Source organism: Agromyces sp. NPDC055658 (assembly GCF_053618155.1).
Map to the genome: position 1 here is coordinate 1 of NZ_JBSHHD010000039.1, position 19,179 is coordinate 19,179.

Genomic DNA, 19,179 nt, shown 5'->3' on the forward strand with positions numbered 1-19,179 from the left:
GTTCCCAACAGACGGAAACACAAACTCAACACAGAACAAACACACCCCACACCAGGGGTGTGCACACCGAGACCACCAAACCCACCCACCAAGGGTGAACACGGTTTGGTCCTAGAGTTTCGGCGGCCATAGCGCGAGGGAAACGCCCGGACACATTCCGAACCCGGAAGCTAAGACTCGCAGCGCCGATGGTACTGCAGGGGGGACCCTGTGGGAGAGTAGGACACCGCCGGACATTCTTTGAATGGCCACCCCCTGTGCTCAATAGCGAGCACAGGTGGGTGGCCATTATTCGTTAACAGCGGATCGGGCGCGGCCCGGCAGTACGGTTGAGTCGACGAGACTCCCATTCGACAGGAACATCGTGAGCGATTCGAACAAGGACCGAGACGGCCAGGAGCGACCCCAGCGGAGCGGCGGCTCGTCGGGTCAGCGAGGATCCGGTTCGACTGCCGGCCGCAAGCCGTATGGCGAGCGGGACGCGAAGCGTCCGCATGGCAGCAGCGGTGATCGGAAGCCGTACGGTGACCGGGACAAGAAGCGTTCGTACGGCGATCGGGATGCGACGCGTTCGCACGGCGGCAGCGGTGATCGCAAGCCGTACGGTGACCGGGACGCGAAGCGCCCGTACGGTGGTCGCGATGAACGGAAGCCCTATGGCGACCGCGACCAGAAGCGTCCGTACGGTGGTCATGATGATCGCAAGCCGTACGGCGACCGCGACCAGAAGCGTTCGTACGGCGACCGCGACGCGACCCGTTCGCACGGCAGCAGCGGCGACCGCAAGCCCTACGGCGACCGCGACCAGAGGCGGTCCTACGGCGATCGCGACGCGAAGCGCCCGTACGGTGCCCGGGATGACCGCAAGCCGTATGCCGACCGGGATCAGAAGCGTTCGTACGGCGACCGCGACGCGACCCGTTCGCACGGCGGCAGCGGCGACCGCAAGCCGTACGGCGATCGCGATGCGAAGCGCCCGTACGGCGGCCGGGATGACCGCAAGCCGTACGGTGACCGCGACCAGAGGCGTTCCTACGGCGACCGCGATGCGAAGCGCCCGTACGGCGGCCGGGATGACCAGAAGCCCTATGGCGACCGCGACCAGAAGCGCCCGTACGGCACGCCCGGTTCCGGCCACGCAGGCGGCCGGCACGACGGCGATCGCCGTGGGGCACCGACCGAGGCGTCGCACGAGCGGCACGGCGCGGCCGACCTTCCGGTGCGTCCGCGGCACGACGATCCGTTCCTGCCTGCGGAGATCGAAGCCCGCCAGCTCGACAAGGTGGCCCGCGCCGAGCTCAAGACCCTGAGCAAGGAGAACGCGGACTGGGTCGCACGGCATCTCGTCGCGGCATCCGAGTACCTCGATGACGACCCCGAGCTCGCGCACCAGCACGCGATGTCGGCTGCCCGCCGGGCGGGGCGCATCGCGGTGGTGCGCGAGACCCTTGCGATCACGGCATATGCGACGGGCGACTTCTCGCTCGCACTTCGCGAGTTGCGCACCTACCGTCGCATCTCCGGCAACAACGACCAGCTTCCGTTGATGGTCGACAGCGAGCGCGGCGTCGGTCGTCCCGATCGCGCCCTCGAGGTCGGTCGCGCGGTGGACCGCAACGAACTGCCGGTGGCCGTGCAGGTCGGCTTGGCGATCGCGATGTCCGGTGCGCGGCTCGACCTCGGCCAGCCGGAGCTCGCGCTCGCGGAGCTCGAGATCCCGCAACTCGACCCCGATCGCGCCTTCTCGTACAGCCCCGCGCTCTTCTCCGCCTACGCCGAGGTGCTCGAAGAGCTCGGACGCGACGGCGACGCCTCCCGATGGCGTGTGCTCGCCGCGCGCGCCGAAGCCGCGTTGGCGGGTCCGGCCGAGGCCGAGCTCATCGAGATCTTCGAGCTCGAGTCCGACGAGCCCGCCGACGCCGAAATCGATGACCAGGCGTTCGAGGCCGACGTCGAGATCGGGAACGAGGAGCACGTCGCGGACGGCGACGCCGCGATCGATGAGCTCGTCGAGTCGTCGGAGGACACGGCGTCGGGCGACCCCGGAGACGTGCTCGAGGACGACGTCCGAGCGGTGCTCGCCGAAGGCGACGCTCTCGACGGCGAAGACGCGACCGAGGACTCCGCCGATGGCGCTGTTCCGAGCGAGGACTGAGCCCACGACACCGCTCGACGGCGTCGACGCGGTGTTCGCCGATCTCGACGGCGTCGTCTATGCGGGCGCCGGCGCGATTCCGCATGCGGTCGAGAGCCTCAACCTCGCGAAGCGTTCGCGAGCGGTCGGGTACATCACGAACAACGCGTCGCGCAGCGACGCCTCCGTCGCGGGCCACCTCACCGACCTCGGCCTCGAAGCGGCGCCGAACGATGTCGTCACGTCGCCCCAGGCGGCCATGCGACTCCTCGAGGGCCACGTCGCGCCGGGCGCACTCGTGTTCGTCGTCGGCGGCGAGGGCATCGAGGTCGAGTTGCGCAAGCGCGGCTATCGGGTGACGCGGTCGGCCGACGACCGCCCCGATGCCCTCGTGCAGGGGTTCACCCCCGAGATCGGCTGGAAGGACCTCGCCGAGGCCGCGTTCGCCCTGCATGCCGACGACCCGGGCATCGACGGCGCGGATGCCTCGCGCGGAGGCATCCCGTGGATCGCGACGAACATGGACTGGACCATACCCGTCGCCCGCGGCATCGCCCCCGGCAACGGCACCCTCGTCTCGGCCGTGCACACGGCGGTCGGACGACTGCCCCTCGTCGCCGGCAAGCCCGAGACGCCGATCTTCGACGAGGCGCGCCGGCGGTTCGACGCCGCGAACCCGCTGGTGGTCGGCGACCGACTCGACACCGACATCCTCGGGGCGAACCGGGCCGGGATGGCGAGTGCGATCGTGCTCACGGGCATCGACCGGGCGAAGCAGCTGCTCGCCGCCGATGCGGCCAGCCGACCCGACTTCATCCTCTCCGACCTGCGGGGACTTCACGAGCCCTATCCGACGGTCGAGCGCGTGCGGGGCGACGTGGTGAGGGTCGGCGCGGCTCGCGTGCGCCTCGCCGGCAACCGCGTCGAGATCGTCGCCGAGGGCGACGGCGGCCTCGACCTCCTGCGCGCGGCGTGCGCGACGATCTGGGAGTCGGGCATCGGCATCCATGTGCTCGACGTCCCGGCGCGCCTCTACGCGTGATCGACCGCGTGTCGTGCGCGCGAGGTAGCGTGGTCGGGTGAGCATCGACCACGAGCACGACCCGAGCGACTCCTCCGACGAGGTGGCCGAGGGCACCAGGGCCGCCCTGGCCGACATCGAGGGGCTCCCGATCGAGGAGCGCGCGCCGGGTTACGAGGCGCTGGCCGCGCGCCTCCGCGAGGAACTCGAGCAGTCCGACCCGTCGGGCGCATCTCGGTCGTCATGAGCCACGAGCGTCTCGATGCCGCCCTCGCGGCGCGCGGTCTCGTGCGTTCGCGCACGCAGGCGGCCGCACTCATCGCCGAAGGGCGGGTGTCGGTCGACGGTCGCCCCGTCGTGAAGGCGTCGTTCAAGGTCTGGCCGGACGTGCTGCTCTCGGTCGAGGCATCCGACCACTACGTCAGCCGTGCCGCGCACAAGCTGGTCGCCGCGCTCGACGGCTTCGCCGTCGACCCGGCGGGCCGCGTCGCGCTCGACGCTGGCGCGTCGACCGGCGGCTTCACCCAAGTGCTGCTCGAACGCGGTGCGCGCACCGTGCTCGCCGTCGACGTCGGCCACGGCCAGCTCGCGCCGGAGCTGCACGGCGCGCCCGGTCTGGTGCTCGTCGAGGGCTGCAACGTTCGCGGGCTCACGCCCGATTCGCTCGCGGCGGCGACGGGCGTCGACGAGCGTCCCGCCCTCGTGACCGCCGACCTCTCGTTCATCTCGTTGACGACCGTGCTGCCCGCACTGCGCGCGACCGCGACGGCCGACGCAGACCTCGTGCTCCTCGTGAAGCCGCAGTTCGAGGTCGGCCGCGGGGGAGTACGTGAGGGGATCGTCCACGATCCGGCACTGCGCTCGGAGGCGGTCATGAACGTGCTGTGGGCCGCGCACGACCTCGATCTCGGCACCGTCGGCGTCCTGTCCTCCCCAATCGCCGGCTCGCACGGAAACCGCGAGTTCCTCGTCCACCTTCGGGCGACGGGCGGTGCGAATCCGACAGAATGGTCGGGTCGGGTCGACGCGCTGACGAGAGGAGAGCACGGGTGAACGACGCACGCCACTTCCTCGTGGTCTCGCACACGGGCCGGCAGTCCGCGCTCGAGGCGACGGGGGCGGTCTGCACGCAGCTGCTCGCCGCGGGCGCCGTGCCGGTGATCGCCGCCGAGCACTGGGAGGACGTGCACGCCTTCGTGCCCGAGCTCGACGGCGGCGTCGTGCGCTTCGAAGACACCGATCCCGCAAGCATCGAGCTCGTGATCGTGCTCGGCGGCGACGGTACGATCCTTCGCGCGGCCGAGCTCATCCGCGACCACCCCGTGCCGCTGCTCGGCGTCAACCTCGGTCACGTCGGGTTCCTCGCCGAGAGCGAGCGCGACGACCTCGGCTACACCGTCTCCCGGGCGCTCTCGCGCGACTACGTCGTGGAGGAGCGCATGACCCTGTCCGTGCGGGCGAAGGTCGGCTCCGAGGTCGTGTACGAGAGCTGGGCGCTCAATGAGGCGACCGTCGAGAAGGCCGAGCGCGAGCGCATGCTCGAGGTCGTGATCGAGGTCGATCGCCGGCCGCTCTCGTCGTTCGGCTGCGACGGCGTCGTCATGTCGACGCCGACGGGTTCGACCGCCTATTCGTTCTCGGCGGGTGGGCCGGTCGTGTGGCCGAGTCTCGAGGCCCTGCTGCTCGTGCCGCTCAGCGCGCACGCGCTGTTCGCCCGCCCGCTCGTGGTCGGTCCCGAGTCGTCCCTCGCGGTCGAGATCCTGCAGCGCACCGAGACCGCGGCCGTCATCTGGTGCGACGGGCGGCGCACATTCGACCTGCCGCCCGGGGCCAGGGTGATCGTGCGCCGCTCCGACACCCCTGTGCGGCTGGCACGGCTCCATGAGGCGCCGTTCACCGACCGGCTCGTGAACAAGTTCCAGTTGCCGGTGACGGGGTGGCGCGGGCCGGCGGGCCGCGAATGAGCACGAGAGGCCGGGATCCGATGAGGGAGGGCGCGAGTTGATCGAGGAGCTCGGCATCCGCGACCTCGGCGTCATCGCCGAGGCGACGCTGCCGCTCGGGGCCGGGTTCACGGCGGTCACGGGTGAGACGGGCGCAGGCAAGACGATGGTCGTGACCGCGCTCGGGCTGCTGCTCGGCGCTCGCTCCGACGCCGGAGCCGTGCGGTCCGGCGCGAAGCAGGCCTGGGTCGAGGGGCGATGGATCGTGCCCCAAGAGGGAGCAATCGCCGACCGCGTCGCCGAGACCGGCGGCGAGGTCGAGGCCGGCGAGCTGCTGCTCGGACGTTCGGTCTCGTCCGAGGGGCGCAGCCGCGCCGTCGTCGGCGGTCGGAGCGCTCCGGTCGGGGTGCTCTCCGAACTCGGTGACGAGCTCGTGGTGGTGCACGGGCAGGCCGACCAGCAGCGGCTGCGCTCGGCCTCGGCCCAGCGCGACGCACTCGACCGCTTCGCCGGCGCGCCGCTCGCCGAATCGCTCGAGGCGTACCGCGACGTGTTCGACCGCTGGAGGGCCGACGCCGCCGAACTCGCGCGCCTGCGCGACGAGCGCGACGCCCGCGCGCGGGAGGCCGAGGCGCTGCGAGCCGACCTCGACGAGGTCGAGGCCGTCGATCCGCAGCCCGGTGAGGACGCCGAACTCCACGAGCGTGCCGAACGGCTCTCGAACCTCGAAGAGCTCCGCCTCGCCGCCGCCCAGGCGAAGGCGCTCGTCTCGGGCGACGAGGTCGTCGACGACGCTCCAGACGCGGTGACGCTCATCGAGGCCGCACGACGGCACCTCGAGCGGGTCGCCGAGCACGACGCGGCGCTCGCACCGATCGCGGAGTCGCTTGCGAACGCCGGCTTCCTCCTGGCCGACGCGGGCACCGAGCTCGCCGGCTACCTCACCGGGCTCGACACCGATGGCGCCCGCGAGCTCGAGCTCGTGCAGGAGCGCCGGGCGGTGCTCGCCGGCCTCATCCGCCGCCACGGCGATCTCGACGGCGTGCTCGCGTTCCGGCGCGACGGCGGGCTGCGACTCGTCGAGCTCGACGGCGACGACGAACGCATCGCCGAGCTCGACATCGCCGTCGCCGAGCTCGCGGCCGAGGTCGATCGACTCGCCACCCGCATCACCGAGCAGCGCACCGAGGCGGCCGCGCGGCTCGCCGAGGCCGTGACGCACGAACTCGCGGCCCTGGCCATGCCCGACGCGGTGCTGAGCGTCAGCGTGGAGCCGAGCGCCGAGCCGACGACGCACGGGCGCGACCATGTCGCCATCCTGCTGCGGCCGCATCCCGGTGCCGAGCCCCGCTCGGTCTCGCGCGGCGCGTCCGGCGGCGAGCTCTCGCGGGTCATGCTCGCGATCGAGGTCGTGATCGCCGGCACCGACCCCGTGCCCACGTTCGTCTTCGACGAGGTCGACGCGGGTGTCGGCGGCGCCGCGGCCATCGAGATCGGGCGTCGCCTCGCCCGCCTCGCCGAACGCTCGCAGGTCATCGTCGTCACCCACCTCGCCCAGGTCGCCGCGTTCGCGACGAACCACCTGAGCGTCGTCAAGGGCACCGACGGCGCGGTCACCGCGTCGAGCGTGCGACAGCTGCAGGGCGCCGAGCGCGAAGCCGAGATGGCGCGGCTGCTCTCGGGGCTCGCCGATTCCGAGAGCGGGCTCGCGCACGCGCGGGAGTTGCTCGAGATCGCCTCCGAACGGGCGGCCTGAGATCACCGGCCGCAGGGCCGAACCGACCGGGGCCGATCGGCCCCGCACGACGAAGGGGGAGCGCGTGGGGCATGTCGCGGCAAGCGATCGGGAACGTGGGTTAGAATACAAGCCCGTGGTGGATGAACGCGGAAGAGCGCAGAGCGCAGACAATAACGACACGACCAAGCACATCTTCGTGACCGGTGGTGTCGTTTCTTCGTTGGGCAAGGGACTCACCGCCGCGAGCCTCGGCAACCTGCTGACGGCGCGCGGCCTCCGGGTGGTCATGCAGAAGCTCGACCCCTATCTCAACGTCGACCCCGGCACGATGAATCCGTTCCAGCACGGCGAGGTCTTCGTGACCGACGACGGCGCTGAGACCGACCTCGACATCGGCCACTACGAGCGCTTCCTCGACATCGACCTGTCGCAGGCGGCGAACGTCACGACCGGCCAGATCTATTCGACGGTCATCGCGAAGGAGCGTCGCGGCGAGTACCTCGGAGACACGGTGCAGGTGATCCCGCACATCACCGACGAGATCAAGCGCCGCATGCGCCTGCAGGCGACCGAGAGCCCGAAGCCCGACGTCATCATCACGGAGATCGGCGGCACGGTCGGCGACATCGAGTCGCAGCCGTTCATCGAGTCCGCGCGCCAGGTGCGTCACGAGCTCGGCCGCAAGAACGTGTTCTTCGTGCACGTCTCGCTCGTGCCGTTCATGGGCGCCTCGGGCGAGCAGAAGACGAAGCCGACCCAGCACTCGGTCGCAGCGCTGCGCTCGATCGGCATCCAGCCCGACGCGCTCGTGCTCCGCAGCGACCGCCCCGTCACCGAGTCGAACAAGCGCAAGATCGCGCTCATGTGCGACGTCGACGAGGCCGCCGTGGTGAACGCGGTCGACGTGCCCTCGATCTACGACATCCCGACGATGTTGCACGAGCAGGGCCTCGACTCGTACCTCATCGACGCGCTCGGTCTGGGCGAGAAGGCCGACGCCGTCGACTGGTCGGGCTGGAGCGACCTGCTTCGCGTCGTCCACGACCCCAAGCACGAGGTGAGGATCGGACTGGTCGGCAAGTACATCGACCTGCCCGACGCGTACCTCTCGGTGACCGAGGCGCTCCGCGCAGGCGGTTTCGCGAACGACGCGAAGGTCAACATCGAGTGGATCCCGTCCGACGAGTGCCAGACGCCCGAGGGGGCGCAGAAGCACCTCGCCCATCTCGACGGCATCTGCGTGCCCGGCGGGTTCGGCGTGCGCGGCATCGAGGGCAAGCTCGGTGCGTTGCACTTCGCGCGCGACAACGGCATTCCCGTGCTCGGCCTGTGCCTCGGCCTGCAGTGCATGGTCATCGAGTACGCGCGCAACGTCGCGGGACTGCCAGGTGCGTCGTCGAGCGAGTTCGACCCCGACACCGAGTTCCCGGTCATCGCGACGATGGAGGAGCAGGTCGAGATCATCTCGGGCGGCGACCTCGGCGGCACGATGCGACTCGGCCTCTACCCGGCGAAGCTCGGCGAGGGCACGATCGCGGCCGAGCTGTACGGCTCGACCGATGTCAGCGAGCGCCACCGGCACCGCTACGAGGTCAACAACGCGTACCGCGATCGCATCGCCGAGGCGGGCCTCGTGTTCTCCGGGCTCTCGCCCGACCGCAACCTCGTCGAGTACGTCGAGCTTCCGCGCGACGTGCACCCGTTCTACGTCGGCACGCAGGCGCACCCCGAACTGCGCAGCCGCCCGAACGACGCGCACCCGCTGTTCCGCGGCCTCGTCGGCGCAGCGCTCGAGCGTCAGCAGGCGAGCCGCCTCTTCGACGTCAACAATGGCTGAAGCTGCTGACGCGGCCGTCGGCGGGTCGTTCGATCGACTCGCCGACGACCCCGTCGAACTCGCGATCATCGAGAGCGAGGAGGTCTTCGCCGGTCGGGTCTGGAGCATCCGGCGCGAGACCTTCGAGCTCGGCGGCGCGCCGATCGTTCGCGAGTTCATGGACCACACGGGCGCCGTCGGCGTGCTCGCGCTCGACGAGCACGACCGTGCGCTGCTCATCAAGCAGTACCGCCACCCGGTGCGCATGCGCGACTGGGAGATCCCGGCGGGCCTCCTCGACGTCGCGGGCGAAGACCCGCTCGCAGCCGCGCAGCGCGAGCTCGCCGAAGAGGCCGACCTCGAAGCATCCGAGTGGGCGGTGCTGGCCGACTTCGCGACCTCTCCCGGGGGCAGCGACGAGGTCATCCGCGTCTACCTCGCGCGCGGTCTGCGCGCGAGGCCCGAGGCGTTCGACCGCGAAGACGAAGAGGCCGAGCTCGAGACGCGGTGGGTGCCGCTCGACGAGTGCGTCGACGCGGTGCTCGAGCGGCGCGTGCACAACGGCCCTCTGGCGATCGCGGTGCTCGCCGCGCACGCGGTGCGCGGCCGCGGGTGGCGCGGCCTCGGCGAGGCGGATGCCCCGTGGCCGAGTCGCACCGCACCGGAACGGGGCGCGTCGGCACCGTGACGACCGCCGCGCGGGTCGACGGGTACCTGCGGCATCTCGCCGTGGAGCGCGGCCTGTCGCGCAACACGACGGCGTCGTACCGGCGCGACCTCGCGATCTACGCCGGTTGGCTCGCCGACCGCGGCCCGGGCGACCTCGACCGGGTCACCGAACGCGACCTGTCCGACTTCGTGCGCTTCCTCGGCGCCGAGCGCGATCCCGTGCTCGCGACCTCCTCCGTCGCACGAGTGCTGTCCGCCGTGCGCGGGCTGCACCGGTTCCTCGCCGAGGAGGGCGAGCTCGCCTCCGACGTGTCGCGCGAGCTGCGCCCCCCGAAGCTCCCGGCCCGGCTCCCCAAGGCGATCCCGGTCGAAGACGTGGAGGCGCTCATCGCCGCCGCAGGCGGTGACGAGCCGGCGCAACTGCGCGACGCCGCCCTGCTCGAACTCCTCTACGCGACCGGCGCCCGCGTGACCGAGGCGATCTCGCTCAACGTCGACGACCTCATCGACGACGAGGTCGTCCGCCTGTTCGGCAAGGGCGGCAAGCAGCGGGTCGTGCCGCTCGGCAGCTACGCCAGGCGGGCGATCGGCGCCTACCTGGTGCGCGCCCGGCCGGTCTTCTCGGCGCGCGGGCAGGCGACTCCGGCCCTGTTCCTCGGTGTGCGCGGCCGGCGGCTCTCGCGCCAGGCGGCGTGGGACGTCATCCGCGCAGCGGCAGAACGGGCGGGGATCGAGGCATCCGTCTCACCGCACACCCTTCGCCACTCGTTCGCGACCCACCTGCTCGAGGGCGGGGCCGACGTGCGGGTCGTGCAGGAGCTGCTCGGGCACTCGTCGGTCGCGACCACGCAGATCTACACGCTCGTCACAGCCGATACACTCCGGGAGATGTACACGGCAGCACACCCACGTGCTCGCTAGAATCGACCAAGCCCAGATCCGAACAGGGCCGACAGCGAGCGGCCCCGGCCCCAGGAGAGAAGACGACACGTGACGCAGCACAAGCACGACTCGGCGGACGGGATCGCTTCGCTGGAGCCGGAGCTGGGTCCGACGGGTCGTCCGCACCGCGAGTTCCCCGATCCGAAGCCGCTCACGTCGCACGGGCCCGCGCGCATCATCGCCCTGTGCAACCAGAAGGGCGGCGTGGGCAAGACCACGACGACGATCAACCTCGGCGCGACCCTCGCCGAGTACGGCCGCCGCGTGCTCGCGATCGACTTCGACCCGCAGGGCGCGCTGTCGGCCGGTCTCGGGGTGCAGACGCACGACGTGCCGACGATCTACGACCTGCTCCTCTCGCGCCAGCTCGAGCCGAAGGACGCGATCCAGCAGACGACCGTCGAGGGCCTCGACGTCATCCCGGCGAACATCGACCTCTCGGCGGCCGAGGTGCACCTCGTCACCGAGGTCGCCCGTGAGCAGATCCTCGCGGGCGTCCTGCGCCGCGTCGCACCCGACTACGACGTCATCCTCATCGACTGCCAGCCGTCGCTCGGGCTCCTGACCGTGAACGCGCTCACGGCGAGCCACGGCGTCGTCATCCCGCTCGAGTGCGAGTTCTTCGCGCTCCGCGGCGTCGCCCTGCTCATCGAGACGATCGACAAGGTGCGCGACCGCCTCAACCCGGCCATCGCGCTCGACGGCATCCTCGCGACGATGTACGACGCTCGCACGCTGCACTCGCGCGAGGTGCTCGAGCGGGTCGTCGACGCGTTCGGCGACAAGGTGCTCGAGACGGTGATCACACGCACGGTGAAGTTCCCCGACGCGACGGTCGCGGCGACGCCGATCACCGAGTTCGCTCCCGAGCACCAGGCCTCGAAGGCGTACCGGCAGCTCGCGAGGGAGCTGGTCTTCCGTGGCGCGGTCGCCTGAGCGGGCGCCCGCCGACGAGGCTGCATCAACCGACGGCGCCGCGGTGACGGATGCCTCGGCCGGGGGCGACGACGCCGGGTTCCGGGTCGCACTGACCAACTTCGAGGGGCCCTTCGACCTGCTGCTCTCGCTCATCGCGAAGCACGAGCTCGACATCACCGAGGTCTCGCTCTCGAAGGTGACCGACGAGTTCATCTCCTACCTGAAGGGCCTCGACTCCGAGGAGGAGCTCGACCGTGCGAGCGAGTTCCTCGTGGTGGCGGCGACGCTGCTCGACCTCAAGGTGGCGGGCCTGCTGCCGCAGGGCGAACTCGTCGACGCCGAGGACGTCGCGCTGCTCGAGGCGCGCGACCTGCTGTTCGCCCGCCTGCTGCAATACCGCGCCTTCAAGGAGGCGGCTCGCTGGTTCAGCGGTGAGCTCGACGCCGAGGCCCTGCGCCACGCTCGCACCGTGCGGCTCGAGGAGAAGTTCCGGCAGCGGGCGCCCGAGCTCGTGTGGACGCTCTCGGCCGATGACTTCGCCGCGCTCGCGACGCTCGCCCTCACCCCGCGCGAGATCCCGGTCGTCGGGCTCGACCACCTGCACGCGCCGCTCGTGTCGATCCGCGAGCAGGCCGCTCAGGTCGTCGCCGTGCTGCGCCGCGGCGAACCGGTGACCTTCCGACAGTTGATCGCCGGGGTCGCCCAGCGGGGCGTCGTCGTCGCGCGCTTCCTCGCCGTGCTCGAGCTGTACCGGCACGCGGCGATCGGCTTCGACCAGATCGAGCCGCTCGGCGAGCTGACCTTGCACTGGGCCGCCGAGCACTGGTCCGACGAGAACCTCGAGAGCCTGGGGGCCGACTATGACGAATGAGACCACGCACGCGGAGGAGGGCGTCGAGTCGGCGCCGCCCGCCGTGTCCGGCGACGGCCCGGATTCGCCGACGCCGTCGGCTCCTCACCCTGCCGACGACGGCCCCGAACTGTCGGTGGCGACCCCGCTCGATGTGCCCGGCCAGCCACGCCTCGACCTCGACCGCGCGATCGAGGCGATCCTGTTCATCGCCGACGAGCCGCAGAGCGTCGTCCACCTCGCGGCTGCGGTCGCCCGTCCGGTCGCCGAGGTGCGCGCCTCGATCGCACGACTGCGCGACGACTACGACGGCGGCGCCGCGTCGGGCGAGCCGCGCACGGACCTCGCCGCCGAGGAGGCGACGGCACGAGGCATCCGTCGCGCCTTCGAGCTCCGCGAGGTCGGCGGCGGCTGGCGGTTCTACGTGCGCGGCGAGTACGACGCCCTCGTCACCGACTTCGTGGTGACCCAGTCGTCGACGCGGCTCTCGCAGGCCGCGCTCGAGACGCTGTCGGTGATCGCCTACAAGCAGCCGATCTCACGCTCGCAGGTCGCGTCGATCCGGGCCGTCAACGTCGACTCGGTCGTGCGCACGCTGCTCGGCCGTGGGCTCGTCACCGAGGTCGACACCGACCCCGAGACCGGGGCGATCCTCTACGGCACGACCGAGTTGCTGCTCACCAACCTCGGCATCAACTCACTCGACGAGCTGCCGCCGATCTCGCCGCTGCTCGACGACGGACAGGGAGGATTCGACCTCGATGGCTGAATCGGATGTCGCAGGCGTGCGCCTGCAGAAGGTGCTCGCCGCCGCCGGCGTTGCGAGCCGGCGCGTCGTCGAGGAGTACATCCTCGCGGGACGCATCGAGGTGAACGGCCGCATCGTCACCGAGCTCGGCACGCGAATCGACCCCGAGAGCGACCTCGTCTCGGTCGACGGCGTCGCCGTGCAGCTCGACACCGCGAAGCGCTACTACATGCTCAACAAGCCGACGGGCGTCGTCTCGTCGATGCGCGACGAGCAGGGGCGCCCCGACCTCCGCCGGTTCACCGACGACCTCGAGGAGCGCGTCTACAACGTCGGCCGGCTCGACGCCGAGACGAGCGGCCTGCTCGTGCTCACGAACGACGGCGAGCTCGCGCACGTGCTCGCGCACCCGTCGTTCGGGGTCGAGAAGACCTACGTCGCGAAGGTGCGCGGCCGGCTCACCCCGCAGACGCTGCAGCGACTCAAGCAGGGCATCGAGCTGGACGACGGCCCGATCAAGGCCGATCGCGCGAAGATCCTGCAGACGCAGGGCGACGACAAGCACACGATCGTCGAGATCACCCTGCACTCGGGCAAGAACCGCATCGTGCGTCGCATGCTGAAGGCGGTCGGCCACCCGGTCGTCGACCTCGTGCGTCGCCAGTTCGGCCCCCTGCACCTCGGTACACTGAAGGCCGGTCAGCTGCGGGAGCTGACGAAGGACGAACGCGGCCGGCTGCTCACCATCGCCAGGGCCGCAGGTGGCGGCGCACCCGCCCGAGAGGGGCACTGACGTGGTCGAATCGCGGCTCACCGGCCCGGTGCGCGTCGTCGGTGCCGGCCTGCTCGGCACGAGCGTCGCACTGGGGCTGCGGGGCCGAGGCCTCGACGTGATCCTCGCCGACGCCTCGCCGACGCACGTGGCGATCGCGACCGATCTCGGCGCCGGGCGTCCCGCCCGGCCCGACGACGCGCCCCAGCTCATCGTGGTCGCGGTGCCGCCCGACGTGACGGCGCGCGTCGTCGCCGACGAGCTCGCGGCGTTCCCCGACGCGATCGTGACCGACGTCGCGAGCGTGAAGGCCGGGATCCTCGACGAACTCGTCGACCGCGGCGCCGACGTCTCGCGGTACATCGGCTCGCATCCGCTCGCCGGGCGCGAACGCGGCGGCCCGCTCGCCGCCCGAGCCGACCTCTTCGCGGGCCGGCCCTGGGTCGTCGCCGCGCACGACGCGATCAGCTACCAGCGCGCCGGGGCGATCGACGACCTGATCCTCGACCTCGGGGCGACCCTCGTCGAAATGACCCCGGACGAGCACGACCGCGGGGTCGCCCTCATCTCGCACGTGCCGCAGGTCGTGGCGAGCGTCATGGCCCGCCGGTTCATCGACGCGCCCAATGCGGCGCTCGGGCTCGCAGGGCAGGGCGTGCGCGACGTCACCCGCATCGCCGCGAGCGACCCCGACCTCTGGGTGCAGATCCTCGGCGCGAACTCGGCGCCCGTCCGCGACATCCTCGTCGCCTTCCGCGACGACCTCGACCGCTTCATCGACGCGCTCGGCGATCCGGCGGCACCCGGCGCCCGGCGCCGCGTCGCCGAGGAGTTGACCGGTGGCAACACCGGCGTCTCGCGCCTGCCGGGCAAGCACGGCACCGACAAGCGCTTCACGACCGTCGTCGTCATGGTCGACGACCGGCCGGGCCAGTTGGCGCGGCTGCTCGCCGAGATCGGCGAGATCGGCGTCAACCTCGAAGACCTGCGGCTCGAGCACTCGCCTGGACGACAGGTCGGCCTCGCAGAAATGCAGGTCGTGCCCGAGGCAGCCGACCGACTGACCCATGAGCTGGCCGAGCGCGGCTGGCGCATCGCCGGCTGAGCCGGCCCGAACCACCACCAAATGGAGGCATCCGTGGAGATCCCCGTCGTCGTCGCCGTCGATGGCCCCGCCGGCAGCGGCAAGTCGAGCGTGTCGAAAGCCGTCGCCAAGCGACTCGGGTACGGATTCCTCGACACCGGCGCGGCGTATCGCGCGTTCGCCTGGCACGTCGAGGCGTCGGGCGTGGACACCGACGACGCGGACTCCGTCGTCGCGTGCCTCGCGAGCTTCGACTACCGCATCGGCACCGACCCGGCCGGATACCGCGTGCACGTCGGAGCGACCGACGTGACCGAGGCGATCCGCGACCCGCAGATCTCGGCTGTCGTGAGCCGTGTCGCCCGCGTGCCGGAGGTGCGCACGCACCTCATCGAGCTGTTCCGGTCGATCATGACCGCCGAAGTGCGCCCCGGCATCGTCGTCGAGGGTCGCGACATCACGACCGTCGTCGCCCCCGACGCGCCGGTGCGCGTGCTGCTCACGGCCTCCGAGGAGGTGCGGATGGCCAGGCGCGCCGCCGAGCTCATCGGCAGCTCGGTCGATGCCGTCGGCGAGGCCATGCGCAAGCGCGACGCCGCCGACTCGAAGGTGGTCGAGTTCATGACCGCCGCCGAGGGCGTCACGACCGTCGACTCGACCGAACTCGACTTCGACAAGACCGTCGACGCGATGATCGCGGTCGTCGAGGCCCGCGCCTGACGAGGCCCGATCCGGTCGTTCCCGCGACCGCCCCGTCACGCGGGAGACCGCGGCGGCATCCCGAGTTCCCAGCCGGCATACGGCAGACTGGTAGCCGCGCGCATTCGCGCCCACGATCTTTCCAGGAGACAGCATGACCGACCAGCGCGACGAGAACCTGCGCGACGAGTACGGCGACGTCGCGGACGACGGCCTGGCCGAGCGGCTCGCCGACGTCGACGACGAGCTCGCCGAGCAGCGGGCGGCAGCCCTGCGCTCGGGCCTCAGCGACTACGAGCTCGACGACGACGACCTCGAGGTGCTCGAGCTCTCGGAGGAGGGCGAGGAGGGCATCCGATACCTGCCCGCCCTTCCGGTCATCGCGATCGTCGGTCGCCCGAACGTCGGCAAGTCGGCGCTCGTGAACCGCATCCTCGGTCGCCGCGAGGCCGTCGTCGAGGACACCCCCGGCGTCACCCGTGACCGCGTCTCGTACAAGGGCGAATACCTCGATCGTCGTTTCACGCTCGTCGACACCGGCGGCTGGGAGCCCGACGCGAGGGGCATCGACGCCTCGGTCGCAGCCCAGGCCGAGGTCGCGATCGACCTCTGCGACGTCGTGCTCTTCGTCGTCGACGCGACCGTCGGCGCCACTGCGACCGACGAGCACGTGGTGCGCCTGCTGCGCAAGACGAAGAAGCCCGTCTTCCTCGTCGCGAACAAGGTCGACGACGCCCGCCAGGAGCCCGAGGCCGCTGCGTTGTGGAACCTCGGACTCGGTGAGCCGTATCCGGTCTCCGCGTTGCACGGCCGCGGCGTGGCCGACATGCTCGAGCAGGTCTTCAAGGTGCTGCCGCAGGTCTCTGCGGTCGCGAAGGAGGAGTTCGGCGGCCCCCGCCGGGTCGCCATCGTCGGCCGGCCGAATGTCGGCAAGAGCTCGCTGCTCAACAAGGCCGCAGGCGAGGAGCGGGTGGTCGTCAACGACCTGGCCGGCACCACGCGCGATCCCGTCGACGAGCAGATCGAGCTCGGCGGCAAGATCTGGCGGTTCGTGGACACGGCGGGCATCCGCCGCAGGGTGCACCTGCAGCAGGGCGCCGACTTCTACGCGTCGCTGCGCACGCAGGCCGCCCTCGAGAAGGCCGAGGTCGCGGTCGTGCTGCTCGATGTGACGCAGCCGATCTCCGAGCAGGACGTGCGCATCATCGACCTCGTGCTCGAGTCGGGTCGTGCGCTCGTGCTCGCCTACAACAAGTGGGACCAGCTCGACGACGACCGCCGCCGTTACCTCGAGCGGGAGATCGAGCAGGACCTGCACCACGTGACGTGGGCGCCCCGGGTGAACATCTCGGCGCGCACCGGCCGTCATCTCGAGAAGCTCGTCCCCGCGCTCGAGACCGCGCTCGAGGGTTGGGACACCCGTGTCCCGACCGGCAAGTTCAACGCCTTCCTCACCGAGCTCACCCAGGAGCACCCGCATCCGGTGCGCGGCGGCAAGCAGCCGCGCATCCTGTTCGGCACCCAGGCGGGCAGCCGCCCGCCGACATTCGTGCTGTTCACGACGGGGTTCCTCGACCCGGGCTACCGCCGCTTCATCCAGCGGCGCCTGCGCGAGGTCTACGGCTTCGAGGGCACGCCGATCGTCGTGAACATGCGCGTGCGCGAACGCCGCCAGCGCTAGCGTCGGCGGCACGGGGAGCGGCCCATGGAGGTCACCGTCCGGGTGAAGCCCGGCAGTCGCAAGGGTCCGCTCGTCGAGGCGACCGACGACGACCCGGCGGCGTCGCTGACCGTCTTCGTGCGCGAGCGCGCCGTCGACGGTGCGGCGAACGCCGGCGTCGTCGCGGCGATCGCGTCGCACTTCGGCGTGCCGAAGCGCGACGTCGAGATCGTGCGCGGCGCGACCGCGCGCGTCAAGCGGGTGCGGGTCGACCTCTGGGCGCCCGATGCATGAGGATGCCGCCGGCCGGGCGCGCGCGGTCGTCATCGCAGCCCTCGCGGAGTATTCGGCCCGGCTCTCGGCGCTCGCTCCGGCGGTGTCCGCTGACGAACACGACGCGGTGCACCAGGCGAGAGTGCTCGTCCGCCGGATTCGCAGCGTGCTCGCCGCGTACCGGAGGCTGTTCGACCGCGCCGAGGTCGCTCGCGTTCGCGACGAACTCGCCGGGCTCGGCGATGAGCTCGGCCGCGTGCGGGATCTCGAGGTGCGGGTCGCCCAGGCGGAGGCGCGCCTCGATGCCCGGGTGCCCGCCGCGATGCGGAGGCGACTCGTCGACGACGTCCGAGCCCGGCACCGACGTGCGCATGCGCGACTCGTCGCGGGGCTCAGCTCCGGCGGTCCGATGGCGGCGCCGATCGATGGGTTCCTCGCCGCCCAGGCGCCGGCGCGGCGCGGCGAGCCCGAGACCCGGGCGGCGGTCGAGGTGGGGCTGGCCGGGCCGCTCGTGGCGGAGGCAGCGCGCGTGAGACGGGCATGGGCACGGGCAGGAAGCGACCTCGCATCGCTGCATCGCCTTCGCCGAGCCGCGCGACGACTGCGTTACGCCGTGGACGCCGTGACCGACGGGCCGGTGCCGGTGTTCGGCGATGAGGCGCGGGCCGTTTCGGTCGCGGCGGAGGCGGTGCAGGACCTGCTGGGTGCGCATCGGGATGCATGCCTGTTCGCCGACGATCTCGCCGCCATCGGCGGCGACGGCGACGGTGGCGGTGGTGGCGGTGGCCAGGCGTCGATCGCCGCGTACCGCGAGCTCGCGGCGGCTGTGCAGGCCGAGGCTGCCGCTCGGTTGCGCGGGCTGCCCGCCGCGATCGACGAGCTGCACGTGCGCGCGCGGGTGTTCGAGCGCGTCGGTGACTGACGCGTGGGCTCGATCAGAGCTCGCGGATGATCGCCGCCCGTTGGGCCTCGTACTCGCCCGGGGATACGACACCGCGATTCCGCAGGTCGTCGAGCTCTCGGAGGCGCGCTTCGACCGACCGTGGGAGCGCGGCGGCGCGGTCGTCGACTGCGCCCTGGCGTCGGGTGACGAGCACGATGGGGACGACGATCGCGGCGACGACCAGCGCGAACACGAGCAGCACCCCGAAGATGACGAGGACGTGCCAACCACCCATTCCGTAGAACATGAGGTCATCGTAGCGCCGCCCGCACGCGCGATGCCGGCAGGTTCGCCCCGCCTTCCCCGCCTCAGTCGAGCTGGAGTTGCATGATCGCGCGGTCGGGCCGCGGACGCGCCACCTCGTTGAAACCGGCGTCGACGAACATCGAGACGGTGCCGTGGTAGAGGTCGGCGGCAGGGGTCTTCGCCCGCTCGGCCGGATCGACGGCGTACCCTTCGAGCACGCGGGCGCCGTTCGCGCGCGCGTAGTCGACGGCGGCGACGGCGAGCGCACGACCGACGCCCCGCATGCGGTACTCACGGGGGACGACGAAGCACGACACTGCCCAGACGCTCTCGTCGTCGAAATCGGGCTCGGGGGTCGCACCGGCGATGATGCGACTGCGCTGCAAGCGGGGGAGCCTCGGCCGCGGCTCGACGGCGCACCAGCCGACCGGGGTCTCGTCGTCGTAGGCGAGGAGGCCCGGACCGGTGCCGGACGCCTCGAGCTGATGATGCAGGAGGTCTCTCATGTCGTCGGGGGACGCGGTGCGCCAGTCGGCGGGCGGGAGCTTGAACCACTGGCACCAGCACCGGGCGGGGTCGCCCTTCGTGCCGAACACGGCCTCGACATCGGCGAACGGGACATCGCCCGCCGGCACGACGCGTAGCGGATTCGGCTCGAGCTCACCGCTCAGATCGCTCATCATGGAGCCCACGCTAGCGGTCACCACCGACATCGCCACGGCG

Annotated in this window: 20 protein-coding genes and 1 rRNA gene; 19 read left to right on the forward strand and 2 right to left on the reverse strand. The window is 71.4% G+C overall.

The window, feature by feature from the left end; all coding sequences use genetic code 11:
- Positions 1-118: 118 nt before the first annotated feature.
- The 19 genes from rrf (at position 119) to ACWGPE_RS16015 (ending at position 18,189) form a co-directional block, all read left to right on the forward strand.
- Positions 119-235 (forward strand): 5S ribosomal RNA (gene rrf / locus ACWGPE_RS15925).
- A 129-nt stretch (positions 236-364) separates the two neighbouring features.
- Entirely contained in the window at positions 365-2,155 is a 1,791-nt protein-coding gene (locus tag ACWGPE_RS15930) for a primosomal protein (RefSeq protein WP_452049054.1), read from the forward strand.
- Complete coding sequence (locus ACWGPE_RS15935; RefSeq protein WP_452049055.1) at positions 2,130-3,176, forward strand: HAD-IIA family hydrolase; 1,047 nt, start codon at positions 2,130-2,132, stop codon at positions 3,174-3,176. Before ACWGPE_RS15930 ends, ACWGPE_RS15935 begins: the two co-directional genes overlap by 26 nt.
- A 37-nt stretch (positions 3,177-3,213) precedes the next feature.
- Positions 3,214-3,402, forward strand: a complete 189-nt coding sequence (locus ACWGPE_RS15940; RefSeq protein WP_231431268.1) for a hypothetical protein — start codon at positions 3,214-3,216, stop codon at positions 3,400-3,402.
- Complete coding sequence (locus tag ACWGPE_RS15945) at positions 3,399-4,208, forward strand: TlyA family RNA methyltransferase (RefSeq protein WP_452049056.1); 810 nt, start codon at positions 3,399-3,401, stop codon at positions 4,206-4,208. The genes ACWGPE_RS15940 and ACWGPE_RS15945 overlap by 4 nt, the downstream gene beginning before the upstream one ends.
- The gene (locus ACWGPE_RS15950) at positions 4,163-5,119 is read left to right on the forward strand and encodes an NAD kinase (protein WP_374201128.1); all 957 of its coding nucleotides are present in this window, start codon (positions 4,163-4,165) and stop codon (positions 5,117-5,119) included. Before ACWGPE_RS15945 ends, ACWGPE_RS15950 begins: the two co-directional genes overlap by 46 nt.
- A 37-nt stretch (positions 5,120-5,156) precedes the next feature.
- Positions 5,157-6,854, forward strand: a complete 1,698-nt coding sequence (gene recN / locus ACWGPE_RS15955; protein WP_231431265.1) for a DNA repair protein RecN — start codon at positions 5,157-5,159, stop codon at positions 6,852-6,854.
- A 118-nt stretch (positions 6,855-6,972) separates the two neighbouring features.
- Positions 6,973-8,673 (forward strand): CTP synthase, encoded by a 1,701-nt coding sequence (locus ACWGPE_RS15960; protein WP_231431264.1) that lies wholly within the window; start codon positions 6,973-6,975, stop codon positions 8,671-8,673.
- Positions 8,666-9,340, forward strand: coding sequence for an NUDIX domain-containing protein (locus ACWGPE_RS15965; protein ID WP_452049057.1), 675 nt, complete (start codon positions 8,666-8,668; stop codon positions 9,338-9,340). Before ACWGPE_RS15960 ends, ACWGPE_RS15965 begins: the two co-directional genes overlap by 8 nt.
- Positions 9,295-10,242, forward strand: a complete 948-nt coding sequence (gene xerD / locus ACWGPE_RS15970) for a site-specific tyrosine recombinase XerD (protein ID WP_376930087.1) — start codon at positions 9,295-9,297, stop codon at positions 10,240-10,242. Before ACWGPE_RS15965 ends, xerD begins: the two co-directional genes overlap by 46 nt.
- 69 nt (positions 10,243-10,311) lie before the next feature.
- A complete protein-coding gene (locus ACWGPE_RS15975; protein ID WP_231431262.1) occupies positions 10,312-11,199 on the forward strand; it encodes a ParA family protein in 888 nt (295 codons plus the stop codon).
- Positions 11,183-12,052, forward strand: coding sequence for a segregation and condensation protein A (locus ACWGPE_RS15980; RefSeq protein WP_374201126.1), 870 nt, complete (start codon positions 11,183-11,185; stop codon positions 12,050-12,052). The genes ACWGPE_RS15975 and ACWGPE_RS15980 overlap by 17 nt, the downstream gene beginning before the upstream one ends.
- Positions 12,042-12,800, forward strand: coding sequence for an SMC-Scp complex subunit ScpB (scpB, locus tag ACWGPE_RS15985; RefSeq protein WP_452049058.1), 759 nt, complete (start codon positions 12,042-12,044; stop codon positions 12,798-12,800). The genes ACWGPE_RS15980 and scpB overlap by 11 nt, the downstream gene beginning before the upstream one ends.
- Positions 12,793-13,572 carry a pseudouridine synthase gene (locus tag ACWGPE_RS15990; protein WP_231431260.1) on the forward strand — a complete coding sequence of 260 codons (780 nt, stop codon included), beginning with the start codon at positions 12,793-12,795 and terminating at the stop codon, positions 13,570-13,572. The genes scpB and ACWGPE_RS15990 overlap by 8 nt, the downstream gene beginning before the upstream one ends.
- A gap of 1 nt (position 13,573) precedes the next feature.
- Positions 13,574-14,656, forward strand: coding sequence for a prephenate dehydrogenase (locus ACWGPE_RS15995; RefSeq protein WP_452049059.1), 1,083 nt, complete (start codon positions 13,574-13,576; stop codon positions 14,654-14,656).
- A 21-nt stretch (positions 14,657-14,677) separates the two neighbouring features.
- The gene (gene cmk, locus ACWGPE_RS16000) at positions 14,678-15,355 is read left to right on the forward strand and encodes a (d)CMP kinase (RefSeq protein WP_452049060.1); all 678 of its coding nucleotides are present in this window, start codon (positions 14,678-14,680) and stop codon (positions 15,353-15,355) included.
- 133 nt (positions 15,356-15,488) lie between these two features.
- Positions 15,489-17,015 carry a ribosome biogenesis GTPase Der gene (gene der, locus ACWGPE_RS16005; RefSeq protein WP_231431257.1) on the forward strand — a complete coding sequence of 509 codons (1,527 nt, stop codon included), beginning with the start codon at positions 15,489-15,491 and terminating at the stop codon, positions 17,013-17,015.
- Positions 17,016-17,039: 24 nt separating this feature from the next.
- Positions 17,040-17,288 (forward strand): DUF167 domain-containing protein, encoded by a 249-nt coding sequence (locus ACWGPE_RS16010; RefSeq protein ID WP_452049061.1) that lies wholly within the window; start codon positions 17,040-17,042, stop codon positions 17,286-17,288.
- Positions 17,281-18,189: a CHAD domain-containing protein gene (locus tag ACWGPE_RS16015; RefSeq protein WP_452049062.1), complete on the forward strand. Its 909-nt coding sequence runs from the start codon at positions 17,281-17,283 to the stop codon at positions 18,187-18,189. Before ACWGPE_RS16010 ends, ACWGPE_RS16015 begins: the two co-directional genes overlap by 8 nt.
- Positions 18,190-18,202: 13 nt before the next feature.
- Here the strand turns inward: ACWGPE_RS16015 and ACWGPE_RS16020 are convergent, their stop codons facing one another.
- On the reverse strand, positions 18,203-18,457 hold the full coding sequence (locus ACWGPE_RS16020) for a hypothetical protein (RefSeq protein ID WP_231431254.1): 255 nt from the start codon (positions 18,455-18,457) through the stop codon (positions 18,203-18,205).
- A 61-nt stretch (positions 18,458-18,518) separates the two neighbouring features.
- On the reverse strand, positions 18,519-19,139 hold the full coding sequence (locus ACWGPE_RS16025; protein ID WP_275507106.1) for a GNAT family N-acetyltransferase: 621 nt from the start codon (positions 19,137-19,139) through the stop codon (positions 18,519-18,521).
- Positions 19,140-19,179 lie beyond the last annotated feature (40 nt).